The organism is Staphylococcus sp. HMSC068G11 (genome assembly GCF_001815825.1).
Taxonomy (GTDB): Bacteria; Bacillota; Bacilli; order Staphylococcales; family Staphylococcaceae; genus Staphylococcus; species Staphylococcus epidermidis.
In genome coordinates, this window is record NZ_KV822098.1 from 177,749 (window position 1) to 193,757 (window position 16,009).

Sequence of the window (16,009 nt, forward strand, 5' to 3'; positions counted from 1 at the left end):
TATATGATGATCAATCATAGATTATCATATTTTTATAATTATAATGATTTTTTATTTTTCATTAGTTTATACGCTTGTTCTGCTGCCTTTTGTTCGGATTCCTTCTTTGTCTTTCCTTTACCCTCTGCAACTGCTTTATTTTCTAAAATCACTTCCGATGTAAATAGTCTATGATGTGCGGGACCCTCTTCTTTAATTAATTGGTATGTCACATCTCCTTTATTTTGGCTATGCACATATTCTTGGAATTGTGTTTTAAAGTCTACGACACCAATGAGCTCGTCATCTTCTACATACGGAAAGATAACTTTTTCAGCAAATGTCCATACTGTGTCTAAACCTTGATCTAAATATAGTGCACCTACAAAAGCTTCAAAAGCATCTGAAATAAGGGAAGGTCTTGTTCTGCCTCCTGTCTTCTCTTCACCTTTACCTAATAAAATCAGTTCGTTTAATTTAATTTTATTCGCAAATATCACAAGTGAAGGTTCACAAACAATTGTTGCGCGCATCTTTGTCAAATTACCTTCTGGTAAATGAGGATGTCTGTCAAAAAGATAGCGTGAAACCGTCAATTCTAATACCGCATCACCTAAAAATTCTAAACGTTCGTTATGTTCTAAACGATTCATATTAAAGTCATTAATAAAACTTGAATGAGAGAAAGCTTGTTGATATAAATCAATATTTTTAAAATGTAATCCTAACGACTTCATTTTATCAGTAAACTTTTGTTGAAAATCATGTACCATTTCTTTCTTTTTCTGGTTAGCCACAACCTAACCTCCTAACTATAAAGTTTAAAAGCTTAATTTAATTTTACGTGAAAACAGGCTAAAACTAAAGAAAAAATCTGAGCCGACGAGAAGACGACTCAGATATTAATCATTTTATTTTTCAAGGCTGTTGATGTATTTAACAGCATCACCAACAGTGTTGATTTTTTCTGCTTCTTCATCAGGAATTTCAGTACCAAATTCGTCTTCTAATTCCATTACTAATTCAGCGATATCAAGTGAGTCAGCGCCTAAATCATCTTTGAATGATGCGTCTTCAGTTACCTTGTCAGCATCTACGCCTAAACGATCAACGATGATGTCTTTTACTTTATCGAAGTTTTCCACGTCGCTTCACCTCCTTTTAAAGAGTCTTTTGATAGACTATTTTATTTTCCCATTTTACTTTCTAAAATACAAGTAGAATTTTAGAAACACTTAATACATGTGTATTTAGTGTTTCTTATGCATGAGCCTCAGCTCATGTGTTCCTCTTTTCACTTAATACATGTGTATTTAGTGTTTCTTATACATGAGTCTCAGCTCATGTGTTCCTCTTTTCACTTAATACATGTGTATTTAGTGTTTCTTATACATGAGCCTCAGCTCATGTGTTCGTTTGCTCCTTTTCGAACATTACATATACATTCCGCCATTAACATGAATTGTTTGGCCTGTAATATATTTAGCTTTATCAGAAGCTAGAAAGGCAACAGTATTAGCTATATCTGTATCTTCTCCAAAACGTTTTAAAGGAATTTGCTCTAACATTTGATCCTTCAAATCATCACTTAAAGCATTTGTCATATCTGAAACGATGAAGCCAGGTGCTACAGCGTTCACTGTAATACCTCGTGATGCTAGTTCTCGTGCTGCTGTTTTAGTTAATCCAATAACACCTGCTTTTGTTGCAACATAGTTTGCTTGTCCAGGATTACCCATTGCACCAACAATACTAGTTAAATTAATGATTGCACCACTACGTTGACGTAACATTTGTGGCGTTACTTTTTGAATACAGTTAAACACGCCTTTTAAGTTCGTATCAATCACGTCATCCCACTCTTGTTCTTTCATGCGCATAAGTAAGTTGTCTTTAGTTATTCCTGCATTGTTAACTAATACGTCTACAGAACCAAATTGACTTACCACTTCTTTAATCATTTCTTTAACTTCATCGCCTTTTGCAACATTGGCTTGTATTGCAAAACTTTCTACACCTTTAGCTTTAATTTCTTCAACAACTGCTTCTGCTTTATCTTTACTTCCAGCATAATTGACAGCTACATTATATCCTTCTTCCGCTAATTGCAATGCAATGCTTCTACCTATACCACGAGAAGCACCTGTAACTAAAGCACTTTTATTCATGATTATTATTCCATCCTTTCACATCTTCAAGTGTTTGAATTGAAGTGATTTTTACATCTCGATTAATTTTTTTGATGAGCCCAGATAATACTTTTCCAGGTCCAATTTCAATAAAGTGATCGACACCTTGATTAATCAACCACTCCGTTGATTGAATAAATTGAACAGGTGAATATAATTGTTTAACCATATTGCGTTTAATTACTTCGGCATCGGTTTCTCCCTTTGCATTAACATTCTGAACAATTGGATAATTAGCATTATGCCACTCAAATTGATTAATGAAATTAGCAAAATCCTCTTCAATAACTTTCATCATTGAAGAGTGAAAAGGACCGGAAACAGCTAACGGAAGAACGCGTTTAGCTCCAAGTTCTTTGCCCTTTTCTACTAATTCATCAATTAAAGGTTTATGTCCAGACACCACGATTTGACCTGGTGAGTTAATATTAGCAGGTTCAATTAACTGTTCATTTGTAGATAACGTTTGACATATCTTATCAACATCATCATAGTCCAAACCTAATACTGCTGCCATACCTCCAACACCGTTAGGAAACGCTTGAGCCATAAGTTGGCCACGTTTACGTACAATTCTAACTGCATCTTCAAAAGCTAATACACCACTAGCAACTAAACTTGAATATTCTCCTAAGCTATGTCCCATAGTATAATCTACTTTTAAATGATTTAAAGATTCTAGTAACGCAATACTATGTGTTAATAGTGCAGGTTGTGTATTTTCTGTTTCTCCTAATTTCCCATCATTATCAGTAAACATCGTTTCTAACAAATCAAAGTCTACTGTCTCTTGAGCTAAATTTAATACTCGAGTCGAGCGTTCTTCTTCGTTATATAAATCACTAGCCATCCCTACTTTTTGTGCACCTTGACCAGGGAATACAACTGCTATTTTACCCATTTTACTCACCTACTGTATCTTTCATAATTTGAACGATATTCTCTTCACCAGCAATTTTTGCTTGTCTAATTGCAGAATAAAATGCTTTAGCGTTTGAACTACCGTGAGCTTTTACAACCGTACCATCTAAACCTAATAATACTGATCCACCATATTCTGAGTAGTCCATTTTCTTAGCAAATGTGTCTAAATCTTTTTTCAACACTGCACCAGCTAATTTATTTTTGAAGCTACTCATTATTGTTTCTTTCAACATTTTACCTATAGACTTTGCAGTGCCTTCAAGATTTTTAAGGACCATGTTACCTGTATAACCATCTGTTACTACGACATCAACATTTCCATCCATAAGTGTTTTTGCTTCAATATTACCTGTAAAGTTAAATGATTGATTTTTCTCAAATAAATCATATGCTTTTTTAGTTAAAGAATTTCCTTTAGCTGCTTCAGTGCCAATATTAAGAAGTGACACCGAAGGATTTTGAATACCGCGAATTTTTTGAGCGTAAATATTTCCTAATTGCGCATATTGTAGTAAATGTTCTGCTTTAGCGTCAGCATTGGCACCAACATCTAAGAACACAAAACCTTTGCCATCAGTAGTGGGCAATGTTACAACTAACGCAGGCCTTGCTACGCCTTTAATACGTCCAACAATAAATAACCCAGCTGACATTAAAGCACCTGTATTTCCCGCTGATACACAACCATCAGCTTCACCTGATTTTACCGCCTCAGCCATCTTAACCATGGAGCTATCTTTTTTACGTTTAATTGCACGTACTGGTTCATCTTCCATTTCAATCTTTTCGGTACAATGTCGAAACTCTATACGCTCATGACTTAAATTGTATTGTGATTCGTCACCAAAAAGAATAATTTCCAAATCTTTAAAGTCCTCGACAGCTTTTTTAACTGCATCTAATACAATACCAGGCGCATCATCTCCACCCATCATATCTACTGCAATTTTAACCATTTCATTCATCCTCACTTGTATAGTACATTTTGAATTTTCCTTTAAAAACTAACATATCTGAAACATAAGAATTCACTTCAATAATATAATGTTTATCTGTTATATCTATGACACGGGCATCTGCTCGAACTGTATCATTTAATTTTACTTTTTCTTTAAATTCAACTTGACTTTCATGTGTCAATACTATTGGTTTATGTATAAGAGCTACACATAATGAGTTAGCTTGTGCAAATAAGACATGCCCTCTAGCAATCTCACTTTTTGCAAAAACAGAATCAATTGTAATTTCAATTAGAGATTGCGCGCTAACATCAGGATTCACTTGAATCAAATCACCAATAATTTCATTGGCTTCTATTGATTTGATTCGGCCATAATTCTGTTCAGCGACTAATTTAATTCTTTTACGTAACTCAGGAATATTTAAATGTGTGCGATCTAAACGTATGGTTTGAATACTTACATCAAACTGCTCACACAATTCATAATCAGTGATGAAGGGGTTTAATTCGATAGCCTCTTTAATGGCTACTCGTCTATCGTTTTTCTTTAATTTCACACGCTCACCCCTCATTTTAGTACCAAGTCTTAAATATTCCTTAAATATCATAACACTTTCTTTATCTATTACTCAACAATAAACTGTATCAATCTATATTCAGCTGATTGTATCTTTTTATAAAATCAAAATATATCTTTGAATAGTATAATATTTTTTTCTAATCAAAACGAATGTGGCGTAAGTTTTGTTTAATAAACTCTCTTAAATGACTATATTGTTGTTCGAAAAATTGGCCAGATTGTATAAGTTCTGCTGCTTCATCTCTAGCAACTTCAAGCATACGATAATCTTCTACTACATTTGCTACAAGAAAGTCTGGAAGACCGCTTTGTTTTACTCCAAAGAAATCTCCTGGACCTCTCATTTCTAAATCTCTTTCACTTAATTCGAATCCATCAGTAGTTTGAGTCATAATGGTCATACGTTCAATACCTGTTTCAGTCTTGGGAGATGCAATTAATACACAATAACTTTGATGTTCACTACGACCAACACGCCCACGTAATTGATGTAATGTAGATAAACCAAATCGATCTGCATCATAAATCATCATAAACGTTGCATTAGGTACATTTACCCCCACCTCAACTACAGTAGTAGAAACTAAAATATCTATTTTATGTTCACTGAATTTTTGCATGACTTGATCTTTTTCTTCAGCAGTCATTTTCCCATGTAGTAATCCAACTTTTTCATTACCGTAATCACTTTGTAAGGATTCATAAAGTGCTACAACATTTTGTACATCTTCTAAATGCTCAGAGCTTTCAATTAATGGACAGATCACATAGGCTTGTCTACCCTTTTTTAATTCATTCGACATTTGTGCAAGTACTTGATCATATTGCTCATGTTTTGCCCAACTTGTTTTTATAGGTTTTCTGCCTTTTGGTAATTGTTTAATTGAAGATACATCCATTTCACCGAAAACAGAAATAGCGAGTGTTCTAGGGATTGGTGTCGCTGTCATAAACAACACATTGGTCATCGCACCTTTTTCTCTTAGAATTTGTCGTTGGTTAACACCAAATCGGTGCTGTTCATCTGTAATGACTAATCCAACATTATTGAAGACAACATCATCTTGTATCAAGGCGTGTGTACCAATCAAACAATCGATAGTTCCATTTTCTAATTGTTCTAGAAGAAGTCGTCTTTTTTTCCCTTTAACAGAACCAGTTAATAAAGCTACGTTCATTGTATTACCAAATAGTTGCATCAAACTTTCAGCGTGCTGTTCAGCTAAAATCTCCGTTGGAACCATTAATGCAGATTGATATCCTGCAGTTTTTAAGGCGTACATACAAATTGCTGCTACCACAGTTTTGCCGGATCCAACATCACCTTGTAACAACCGATGCATACGAATAGGCGCCTTTAAATCACGAAATATTTCATTGACACTAACTTTTTGAGCATCAGTTAACTCAAATGGCAAACTATCAATAAATTGTTTTACTTTATTTATATCGTAATTAATTTCAATAGCCTCATCTGATGTCTTTTCTAAGCGATTTAACCATTGCATACGTAGCTCAAACATAAATAGCTCTGTAAATGCATAAGTTCGTCTAGCTCTTAGCAAGTTTTGTTTATCAATAGGATGATGTAATGTTTGAATTGTATATGCTAAAGTTTCTAATTTATACTTTTCTCTGAGGTCATCAGTCAACCATTCATGAATTGTAACATCACTAAGTGCCTGTCTAATGTTATCTCGTAACTGCTTTTGTTTTATTCCTTCTTTAACTCGATATACTGGTTCTAAATGGGCATCCTCTTGATTTTTTTGATCATTAAAAAAAATACGATTACCATTAATCTCTTGTTTATTACGATTCCATTTCCCTTTTATAGTGACAATACTATTTAGTTCAAGTTTCTTTTTTAAATATGGTTGATTAAAAAATACGCATTTAACAGCGATATGATTTATCATAAGATGGACAGTTAATTTCGATTTATTACGACCAAAAAAAGCAACAGTTGGACTTGAATAAACCTCACCTTGCACTGTTACAGTTGCTTGATCGTCTGCTTGATTTAAATCAATAACAGTATTATCTTCATAACGTGTCGGTAAGTATAATACTAAATCTTCAACTGATTTAATATTTAATTCTTCTAACAACGCTAAACGTTTTGGACCTATACCTTTAATTTTATCTAATGCATACGGGCTCTCAATAAGATGAACTTTTGACATGATGAATCACCTATTATTTTTCATTATCTTTAATCTCAACATCTATTTTACCATGTTCAATTGATTAATTTGCGTTTCACGGGTTAATTATATCAACACTTCACTATTAAAATTCTCATTATATATAAAAATAACGATTAGTGATTTAAAATCACTAACCGTTATTTCAACTATTTATTATCAAAAGGTAAATAGTATTTTATTTATTCTACTGCGAAGAAATACTGATAAATAGGCTGTCCACCTTCGTGTTGTTCTACTTCTACATCAGGGTACTCCGATTCAATCCAATCAATGATTTGGTTTGTAATTGAATTATCGGCATCTTCGCCTGAAATCATTGTTAAAATTTCGCTATCTTCATTAAGAAGTTTGCTGAGTAGACCTTTAACTGCATGAAATTGATTAACGTCACTTGTCACAATTTTATCTTCAGCTAGACCCATGAATTCATCTTTCTGGATTTCAATACCGTCTATTTTAGTATCTCTAACTGCAAAAGTAATTGAACCAGATTGAACAGTTTCCAAAGCATCATTCATGTGGCTTTTATTATCTTCTAAACTAGATTCTTGATCATATTGGAATAAGGCTGATATTCCCTGTGGAATCGATTTAGTAGGAATCACTACAGTTTCAGCTTCTACAATACTAGCCGCTTGTTCACTGGCCATCATAATATTTTTATTGTTTGGTAAGATAATTGCACGTTTACATTTTGATTGTTCAATAACCTTAACTATATCTTCAGTAGAAGGATTCATTGTTTGCCCACCACTAATAATGTGCGTTGCTCCCATAGATTTAAATAATTCAGCAATCCCATCGCCTACAGAAATTGTAACAATAGCTGTTTCAACTGTTTTGGATTCATTAGTTGCTTTATTTTGAATTCCATCTTGTTCCTTACGAATAACTTCACGATGTTGTTCACGCATGTTTTCTACTTTAAGTTTAATTAGCTCACCATATTTTTGACCATAATTAAATACATCCCCCGGATGTTCTGTATGTACGTGCACTTTAACAATTTCATCATCATTAATTACTAATAACGAATCACCGAATTCACTCATATCATTACGAAATTCTTGCTCGTCAAATGCTTTTTTATTTTTACCAAATCGAACCATCATTTCCGTACAATAACCGTAAACAATGTCCTCTGTATTAATAACCCCGTGAAAATCATGATCGTCATTAACAAATGATTCAGTATCAAGTTTAGGTGCTTGTGCTCCTACTTTTTCGCCTTTAAGACCCTTTAAGAAACCTTCATAAACGCATAATAAACCTTTACCACCACTATCAACAACGCCTACTTCTTTAAGTACTGCTAATAAATTAGGCGTATTATCTAAAGACTCGCTTGCAGCTTCAATCACGTGTACCATTAAATCAACGCAATCTTCAGCTTGATCCACGTAATCCATTGCGGCTTTTGCTGCATCTTTGGCTACTGTTAAAATCGTCCCCTCTACCGGTTTCATAACTGCCTTATAAGCTGTTTCAACTCCAGCTTGAAAACTCTCAGCAAACTGTTGCACGCTTATTTCTTTTTCTTCTTCAATATTCTTACAAAAACCTCTGAATAATTGAGAAAGAATAACACCTGAATTACCACGAGCTCCCATAAGTAATCCTTTTGAAAATGTTTTACCTAACTCTCCAATATTTTGAGATAAATTATTTTCGACTTCCTCACGACCAGAAGTAATAGTTAAATTCATATTTGTCCCTGTATCTCCATCTGGAACAGGATAGACGTTTAATGAATCCACTAAGTCTGCATTATTTGATAAATTTTGTGCCCCTTGTATAATCATATCGGCAAATAATTTACCATTTATTTTGCTAATCATTTCACGTTGTCCTCCTAAACCTTTTTCACTGTCTCATTTACACGTACACCTTGTACGAAAATATTTATTGAATTAACTTTCACATTTAGTGTTTTTTCTAAAGTATATTTAACAGTTGATTGAAGATTGCTTGCTACTTCAGAAATTTTCACACCATAGCTCACGATGATATACATATCTACATCAATAATTCCGTTGTCTTCTCTAACTTTAATGCCTTTAGCATAGTTATCGTGTCCAAGGATTTCAGCGATACCATCTCTAACTTGTTGTCTTGATGCCATACCAACAATTCCATAACTTTCAACGGCTTTGCCACCAACTACTGATGCAATTACATCATTTGAAATATCAATTTTACCGTAGTCATTTGAAATTTCTAATGTCATATCTGTTCCTCCTGAAAATTTCAGAATTTTATTTTTAAAGCGTTGTGCCTAGGTTATTTTATTAATGCCTTAAATACTTTAAAAATCAAATCATTGTTGATGCTTTAAATTAATAAAATTTGTATTTTTAAAAATTAGGTTTACTATGTTTGTAAATTTATCTAATTAATTTAACTGTTTCTTTACAGTATCATACTATATAACTCCACATCACACAATTATAGCATAATAAATTGCATTTTATTGTAATTTTTATAATTTATAAAAGTCTTTATTGCCGACAATCTCATTATGTGTTATCTTATTAAAGTATATAAGTAGTAGTGTATATTTATATTTATTAAAGGAGGTACTTTCATGGGTAAACAATGTTTCGTAACAGGTCGTAAAGCTTCGACTGGTAATCATCGTTCACACGCTTTAAATGCGAATAAACGCAGATGGAACGCTAACCTTCAAAAAGTTAGAATCCTTGTAGACGGCAAACCTAAGAAAGTTTGGGTTTCTGCACGTGCTTTAAAATCTGGTAAAGTTACTAGAGTTTAATAAATATAATGCACATAATAAAAATATCCTTATGTGGAGGATAAATTTTAAGACCTTAAAGGTGAGCCCTTTAAGGTCTTTTTTTAGTCACGACTACGTATTTTTAAAATTGATCCTTGTTCAACTCGAATGATTGCTTCATTATCCATTACCTCATTTGAAATTGTGAGTGTAGAGCCTAAATTTAAGTGTTCTTGATTTAAATTATATTTGAACCCCTGTAAAGTTAATATAGCTTTATCGTTGAGAGGGATAAACGATATATATGGATAATTACTATCTCTGTAGATTACATACTTACCTTCACCTAATAATTGAATATGATTTTGTTGATCAATGACTTTTATTTTTATAGACTGATGTAAGTATTGAGGTTTTTGTAAAATTTGAAGCACACCCATAAAGTGATCTAACCGACCGCCTGTTGCACCATAAATTGTAATTTCTGTGTATCCTCTTTCAACTGCTTGAGCTACTCCTAAAGCTAGATCAGTATCATCTTTTTCAGCTTCAACCGGTTCGATATGAAGATTTTGCATCAACATCAAACGTTCTACGTCATTCACTGAGTCAAAATCACCTACAGAAAATATAGGTTGAATACCTTGTTTTACGAGTATAAGCGCACCTCTATCAATACCTGCCCAATTAGAATCTTTTTCTTTTTCGAAAATATGATTAGGTAACAAACGCTGAGAACATAATAAATTAATCTTCACATTATCATTCCTTTAATAAAGATGTTACTTTTGCATAATCCTCTTGTTTAAAGAAGTATGAACCAGTGACTAACATTGTAGCACCCTGTTCTACACATCGTTTACTCGTTTGATCGTTAATTCCTCCATCTACCTCAATATCAAAAGTTAAATGATTTTCATGTTTGAGTTGATTTAATTGCTCAATCTTAGTCACGCATTGTTCTATGAATGTTTGTCCGCCAAAACCAGGATTTACAGTCATTACTAAAACATAATCAACAATACTCAATATAGGTAAAATTGTTTCTACAGATGTTCCGGGATTGATGACGACACCTGCTTTTTTCCCTAATTGTTTAATTTGTTCAATTGCCCTATGTATATGTGTTGTCGCCTCAACATGGACTGAAATCATATCAGCACCATGTTCAGCAAAAAGATTAATATAATTTTCAGGTTGTTCAATCATTAAATGAACATCTATTGGCAAATGAGATTGTTGTCTAACAGCATCCAATATTGGAATACCAATTGAAATATTAGGGACAAATTTACCGTCCATCACATCAAAGTGTAATCCGTCTACCTTGGCTGCTTCTAACAATTGAAGTTCTTCTTTTAAATTTAAAAAATCTATAGATAAAAGTGATGGTAAAATTTTAACCATTTAGTATCGAACCTTTCTATTGGAAATTTCATTATATAATTGCTGATAATGATCATATCTAAATTGTGGAATTTCTCCTTTTTCAACGAGTGTCTTAACATGACACTGTGGTTCTTTTATATGATTACAATTACGAAACTTACATTGCTCTCCTGCTTCATGAATATCTATAAAAAAATCTTTTAGTTGCTCTTTTTCAATATGATTAAAATCTAACGCGCTAAACCCCGGTGTATCAGCGATGTAACCACCTTTTCTATCGTATAATTCGACATGTCTTGTAGTGTGTTTACCCCTATTTAATGACTTAGAAATATCATTTGTTTCTAATTTCAACTGAGGCTGATAACTATTTAAAAAAGTAGATTTCCCCACTCCAGATTGGCCACTTAATACTATTAAACCGTCAGACCATTCATCAACAGTAGCAGTATAATTACTATCTTTTCCAATAAACTGCGTAGCATATCCTATTTTTTGATATATTTTTATTGTATCTTTGATTTTTAGAATTTCTTGTTCAGAAGCTAAATCATGTTTAGTGATTAAAATTCTAGGTTTGAGATGATAAGAATGAGCAATCACTAAATAGCGATCTAATAATTGTGTTGAAAATTCAGGCTCGACTGCACTCATTACTATCACTAACTCGTCAATATTACTTACTGGTGGTCGTTTTAGTTCATTATTTCGGTCATGTACATGATGAATATAGCCCTCTTTCGTATTTTGAACTTCAAAATCTACGATATCGCCCACCACAGGTGAAAACTTCTTTTTTCTGAATAAACCACGTGGTTTGGTATCAAATCTCTCACCTTCTACATCTACTTGATACACACCACTGACTAGTTTAACGATTCGACCAGTCTTCAAAAAGACACCTCTCATTTATGTTTTATTATTCATATTATATCAAAATACTAGTACTTATAATATAACAACTCAATTCAAGCTCATTATTTACTTACTAGTATATTGTTTTCAATAAATTTTTAAAGACAAATTGTCTCACATTAATAAAACGAGCCTGCAACATATGTATTCATATGTACAGACTCTTCATCTTTTTTAAGGATTTTTCATTTTAATTAGATAATCATTCAAAATTATCTCTATTATAATCATCATTGAAAAGTTACACTACAAATTTATTATCTACTTCCCATTAGTTGTTACTCATTTAGCCATCATAGCTCACATCTTTATCAGCTACAATTTTATTATCAACTCTTATGGTGTAGCCAGCGTCACTTCCTTTTTTAATTCTTAAAGGAATATTAATTGTCTTATCACTTTTAATATTAAACGTTTGAACTGCTGAATCACCTTTGTTATCAATATCACGAATAAATACTTCTACTTTTTGACTTTTATTTTTTTTACCGGTATACGGTACTTTAACAGTCTCATTTTTAGTCGTTGTATCCTTGTCCTCATCATCATCTTCATCAGACTTTTCTCCTTTAGAAACTACTAATAGTATAGTAGAACCTTCATCAACAGTTTTATCCTTTGGAGATTGAGAAATGACATTACCTTTTTCAACATCATCGTTGTTTTCTTTTGTCACTTGAACTTTAAATCCTTTATCTTCAAGTTCTTTTTTTGCTGACTCATATGACTTATTTTCATAATTGTTGACATATACTTGTCGAACACCTAATGATTCATAAATTGTAATATGATGATTATTAACGGAAACTTCACTATTAGCTACAACACTTTGTTCAGAAATTAATCCTTTTTCATATGTTTGACTATAAGCTTGCTCAACGTGAATATCTTTAAATCCGATAGCCTTTAATTTTTTTAGCGCATCATTTTTCGACATACCTAAAACATTTGGCATCTTAACCTTCTCTGGTCCTTTGGATAGAACGATATCAACTCTATCCCCTTGTTCGACGCGTTCTCCACTATCTGGATTTGTTTTAATAATTTGGTTTTCAGGATATTTATCACTATAATTTCTTGATATGTCACCTACTTTTAGATGATGACTATCTAATACCTTTTCAGCTTGTTTTTCAGTTTTCCCTTTAAGATCAGGCATTTCTTCATATTTATTTCCAAAAACAGCCATAGCTACAAAAGAAAATAAACCAATTAATAATATTACAAAAATGATTGATAAAATTGCAATTTTCATTTTAGAACGTTTTTTGTCGCTTTTTTGATAATAACGTGGTTCAGACGATTGAAATTCTTGTTGTTTTATTGAATCATTAACAATAGGTATTTGCATGGTTTTATTAAGGTCATTTTGATTTTGTTCATCATAGATTTTATGATTCAAATCATCTTTAGTGAGTGGTACAGTTTTAGTTTTATCTAGTTCGTATTTTTCTTCATTCAAACGATTCTCATGTAACGCACTTGTTAAATCGTCACACATTTCTTGAACAGTATGATAGCGATGATATTTATCTTTCTCTGTTGCACGTAAAACGACATTACTCAATGATTGAGGTACATCATCTCTTTTATCCGTTGTAATATTTGGGATGCTATCTTGAATATGCTTTATAGCAATACTCACTGCAGTCTCTCCATTGAATGGTGGCTCTCCAACTAACATCTCATATAATACAATACCAATTGAATATATGTCAGTACTTTCATCAGTAGCTTCGCCTTTAGCCTGTTCAGGTGATAAATATTGAACGGTTCCTAGAACATGATTCGTTTGAGTCAGCGACGTTTCACTCAATGCTTTAGCAATACCAAAATCAAAAATTTGTAATTTTTTATTCTTATCAATTAATATATTCTGTGGTTTAATATCTCGATGAACAATTCTCATGTCATGCGCATGTTTGATTCCACTCAAAATTTGTTCTGTAAACTGAATAGCAGTTTCTACACTAAGTGGACCATGACTGTGTATATATTCCGCTAAAGTAGGACCTTCTATGTATTCCATAACAATATAAAAACAATCATCTTCCTCATCTACATCAATCATACTGACTATATTCTCATGAGAAAGTTGAGAAGAATTATGTACTTCTCTTTCAAAACGTTTAAATGTCTCTTCTTTTTCACTTGGAGGAATCGAAATCGCTTTAATAGCAACTTTTCTGTTAAGTATTGAATCTTCAGCTAAGTAGACAATACTCATCCCACCACCACCGAGTTTATCGGTTATAGTATAGCGTTCATTTATGACTTTACCTATCATACTTTATCACCTTCTAACTTTAAAAGGATAAAGCTGACATTATCTTTTGAATCATGAGCAAGCGCTAAGTCCAATAACTCATTACCATGTACGTCTAATGAACTATTTGAACTTAGTAATTCTTGGATTTCATAATCTCTGACATAATCAGTAAGTCCGTCAGAGTTCAAAAGAAGATAATCATAAAAATGAGTTCTCTTGATAAACAAATCTGGAGAAACACGTTTATCTGTTCCCATGACTTTAGTAATAATATTACGTTGTGGATGATGAAATGCTTCATCTTTAGTAATTTGCCCCGTCATTACTAAGTGATTAACAAATGAATGGTCGCTCGTAATTTGATCCATCTGTCTCTGATTAATTACATAAGCGCGCGAATCTCCTACATTTGCTACAACAACTTGTTTATCATAAATGATGGCACAAACGAGCGTTGTACCCATACCTCTGTACTCTTCATTTTCTTGAGCATAGTTGTACAGCTGAAAATTGATTTCTTTAATGTTCGAACGCAACCACGATTCAGCACGATTTATTTCAATTAGATTTTCTTCTTCAAAACGCTTTTGAAGTTCATAAGTGACAAACTGACTAGCTATTTCTCCAGCTTGATGTCCACCCATGCCATCGCATAATACTAGCATTTGTTGCTGTGTTTGATTGTAAAATATACCGCCAGCGTCCTCGTTTTTCTCACGATGTTGCCCAGTATCAGTGAAAAATTGTGCGTTTAACATATGTCTTTACCTCGTTTCTACTTGTCGTTCCTTCGCTCTTAATTGTCCACATGCAGCATCAATATCTGACCCTTGCTCACGTCTAATTGTAGCATTAATTCCTAATCTCTTTAATTCCTTCTCGAATTTAAAAATATCATCTTTTGGTGTCTTTACATAATTTCTTTCAGGGACATGGTTAACTGGTATTAAATTAACGTGGCAATTGAGATCCTTAATTAAATGTGCCAAATCCCTCGCATGTTCAAGTTGGTCATTAACACCACCAAATAATCCATATTCAAAAGTAACACGGCGATTTGTCTTTTCTTGATAATAACGAATAGCTTCCATTAACTTATCAACATTATAAGCACGATTGATAGGCATTAATCTTGATCTTATTTCGTCTTTAGCACCATGAAGACTCACAGCAAAATTTATTTGTATATCTTCTTCGGCAAAATCATAAATTCTTGGAATAATTCCTGATGTAGATACAGTAATATGACGTGCACCAATATTTAAACTGTTATCATCATTAACAATTCTTAAGAAATCCATCATTTCATCGTAATTCTCGAAAGGTTCACCTATGCCCATAATGACAATTTGTGATACACGCTCATTCGTTTCGTCTAGTGCCTTTTGTACAGTTAATACTTGGGAGACAATCTCTCCTGCTTCTAAATTACGCTTTAATCCGCCCAAAGTAGAAGCACAAAACGTACAACCAATTCTACATCCTACTTGTGTTGTAACACAGACAGAATTTCCATATTCATGTCTCATTAAAACAGTTTCAATAGTATAACCATCTTGTAATTCAAATAAAAACTTGATTGTTCCATCTTTGCTTTCTTGTTTAACAACAGTGGTCAATGTCGTCATTGCAAAATGATCTTTAAGAATTTGACGTAACTCTTTAGACAGGTTAGTCATTTCATCAATAGTATTTACACGCTTTTGGTATAACCATTCAAAAATTTGTTTTGCTCTAAATTTTTGTTGTCCATGATCAATAAGCCATTGTTGCATCTCGTCATACCTTAAGGAGTAGATTGATTGTTTTTCGAAATTAGGCAAGAATTTGTTTTTCTTCTTTTTTTCTGCAGTTATCAT

Annotated in this window: 16 protein-coding genes; 1 reads left to right on the forward strand and 15 read right to left on the reverse strand. The window is 32.8% G+C overall.

Features of this window, described 5'->3' with window-relative positions:
- Positions 1–38: 38 nt before the first annotated feature.
- The 9 genes from rnc to HMPREF3058_RS09045 all read right to left on the reverse strand — a co-directional run bounded on the left by rnc (position 39) and on the right by HMPREF3058_RS09045 (position 9,070).
- Entirely contained in the window at positions 39–776 is a 738-nt protein-coding gene (gene rnc, locus HMPREF3058_RS09005) for a ribonuclease III (RefSeq protein WP_002491399.1), read from the reverse strand.
- 114 nt (positions 777–890) lie between these two features.
- A complete protein-coding gene (locus tag HMPREF3058_RS09010; protein WP_001830184.1) occupies positions 891–1,124 on the reverse strand; it encodes an acyl carrier protein in 234 nt (77 codons plus the stop codon).
- Between the two features lie 288 nt (positions 1,125–1,412).
- A complete protein-coding gene (gene fabG, locus HMPREF3058_RS09015; protein ID WP_001830161.1) occupies positions 1,413–2,147 on the reverse strand; it encodes a 3-oxoacyl-[acyl-carrier-protein] reductase in 735 nt (244 codons plus the stop codon).
- Complete coding sequence (fabD, locus tag HMPREF3058_RS09020; protein WP_002491398.1) at positions 2,140–3,069, reverse strand: ACP S-malonyltransferase; 930 nt, start codon at positions 3,067–3,069, stop codon at positions 2,140–2,142. The genes fabG and fabD overlap by 8 nt, the downstream gene beginning before the upstream one ends.
- A 1-nt stretch (position 3,070) precedes the next feature.
- On the reverse strand, positions 3,071–4,048 hold the full coding sequence (gene plsX / locus HMPREF3058_RS09025; protein WP_002457382.1) for a phosphate acyltransferase PlsX: 978 nt from the start codon (positions 4,046–4,048) through the stop codon (positions 3,071–3,073).
- Between the two features lies 1 nt (position 4,049).
- Entirely contained in the window at positions 4,050–4,610 is a 561-nt protein-coding gene (gene fapR, locus HMPREF3058_RS09030; RefSeq protein WP_002491364.1) for a transcription factor FapR, read from the reverse strand.
- A 160-nt stretch (positions 4,611–4,770) separates the two neighbouring features.
- Positions 4,771–6,819, reverse strand: a complete 2,049-nt coding sequence (recG, locus tag HMPREF3058_RS09035; protein ID WP_002491367.1) for an ATP-dependent DNA helicase RecG — start codon at positions 6,817–6,819, stop codon at positions 4,771–4,773.
- A 203-nt stretch (positions 6,820–7,022) separates the two neighbouring features.
- A complete protein-coding gene (fakA, locus tag HMPREF3058_RS09040; RefSeq protein ID WP_002491386.1) occupies positions 7,023–8,681 on the reverse strand; it encodes a fatty acid kinase catalytic subunit FakA in 1,659 nt (552 codons plus the stop codon).
- 14 nt (positions 8,682–8,695) lie between these two features.
- A complete protein-coding gene (locus HMPREF3058_RS09045; RefSeq protein WP_001830156.1) occupies positions 8,696–9,070 on the reverse strand; it encodes an Asp23/Gls24 family envelope stress response protein in 375 nt (124 codons plus the stop codon).
- Positions 9,071–9,427: 357 nt separating this feature from the next.
- Between HMPREF3058_RS09045 and rpmB the strand changes: the two genes are divergently transcribed.
- A complete protein-coding gene (rpmB, locus tag HMPREF3058_RS09050; RefSeq protein WP_001830107.1) occupies positions 9,428–9,616 on the forward strand; it encodes a 50S ribosomal protein L28 in 189 nt (62 codons plus the stop codon).
- 83 nt (positions 9,617–9,699) lie between these two features.
- Here the strand turns inward: rpmB and HMPREF3058_RS09055 are convergent, their stop codons facing one another.
- The 6 genes from HMPREF3058_RS09055 to rlmN form a co-directional block, all read right to left on the reverse strand.
- Entirely contained in the window at positions 9,700–10,335 is a 636-nt protein-coding gene (locus tag HMPREF3058_RS09055) for a thiamine diphosphokinase (RefSeq protein WP_002491384.1), read from the reverse strand.
- Positions 10,336–10,339: 4 nt separating this feature from the next.
- Positions 10,340–10,984: a ribulose-phosphate 3-epimerase gene (rpe, locus tag HMPREF3058_RS09060; protein WP_002446262.1), complete on the reverse strand. Its 645-nt coding sequence runs from the start codon at positions 10,982–10,984 to the stop codon at positions 10,340–10,342.
- Positions 10,985–11,860 (reverse strand): ribosome small subunit-dependent GTPase A, encoded by an 876-nt coding sequence (rsgA, locus tag HMPREF3058_RS09065; RefSeq protein ID WP_002491385.1) that lies wholly within the window; start codon positions 11,858–11,860, stop codon positions 10,985–10,987.
- A gap of 307 nt (positions 11,861–12,167) precedes the next feature.
- Positions 12,168–14,168: a Stk1 family PASTA domain-containing Ser/Thr kinase gene (gene pknB / locus HMPREF3058_RS09070; protein ID WP_002499341.1), complete on the reverse strand. Its 2,001-nt coding sequence runs from the start codon at positions 14,166–14,168 to the stop codon at positions 12,168–12,170.
- Positions 14,165–14,908: a Stp1/IreP family PP2C-type Ser/Thr phosphatase gene (locus tag HMPREF3058_RS09075; RefSeq protein ID WP_002446259.1), complete on the reverse strand. Its 744-nt coding sequence runs from the start codon at positions 14,906–14,908 to the stop codon at positions 14,165–14,167. The genes pknB and HMPREF3058_RS09075 overlap by 4 nt, the downstream gene beginning before the upstream one ends.
- Before the next feature lie 6 nt (positions 14,909–14,914).
- Positions 14,915–16,009: a dual-specificity RNA methyltransferase RlmN gene (rlmN, locus tag HMPREF3058_RS09080; RefSeq protein ID WP_002446258.1), complete on the reverse strand. Its 1,095-nt coding sequence runs from the start codon at positions 16,007–16,009 to the stop codon at positions 14,915–14,917.

Bases quoted from the DNA above. Each gene is read 5' to 3' on its own strand.
- fabG (WP_001830161.1), bottom strand. From the start codon at position 2,147: ATGAATAAAAGTGCTTTAGTTACAGGTGCTTCTCGTGGTATAGGTAGA.
- fabD (WP_002491398.1), bottom strand. From the start codon at position 3,069: ATGGGTAAAATAGCAGTTGTATTCCCTGGTCAAGGTGCACAAAAAGTA.
- plsX (WP_002457382.1), bottom strand. From the start codon at position 4,048: ATGGTTAAAATTGCAGTAGATATGATGGGTGGAGATGATGCGCCTGGT.
- recG (WP_002491367.1), bottom strand. From the start codon at position 6,819: ATGTCAAAAGTTCATCTTATTGAGAGCCCGTATGCATTAGATAAAATT.
- fakA (WP_002491386.1), bottom strand. From the start codon at position 8,681: ATGATTAGCAAAATAAATGGTAAATTATTTGCCGATATGATTATACAA.
- HMPREF3058_RS09045 (WP_001830156.1), bottom strand. From the start codon at position 9,070: ATGACATTAGAAATTTCAAATGACTACGGTAAAATTGATATTTCAAAT.
- rpmB (WP_001830107.1), top strand. From the start codon at position 9,428: ATGGGTAAACAATGTTTCGTAACAGGTCGTAAAGCTTCGACTGGTAAT.
- rpe (WP_002446262.1), bottom strand. From the start codon at position 10,984: ATGGTTAAAATTTTACCATCACTTTTATCTATAGATTTTTTAAATTTA.
- pknB (WP_002499341.1), bottom strand. From the start codon at position 14,168: ATGATAGGTAAAGTCATAAATGAACGCTATACTATAACCGATAAACTC.
- HMPREF3058_RS09075 (WP_002446259.1), bottom strand. From the start codon at position 14,908: ATGTTAAACGCACAATTTTTCACTGATACTGGGCAACATCGTGAGAAA.
- rlmN (WP_002446258.1), bottom strand. From the start codon at position 16,009: ATGATAACTGCAGAAAAAAAGAAGAAAAACAAATTCTTGCCTAATTTC.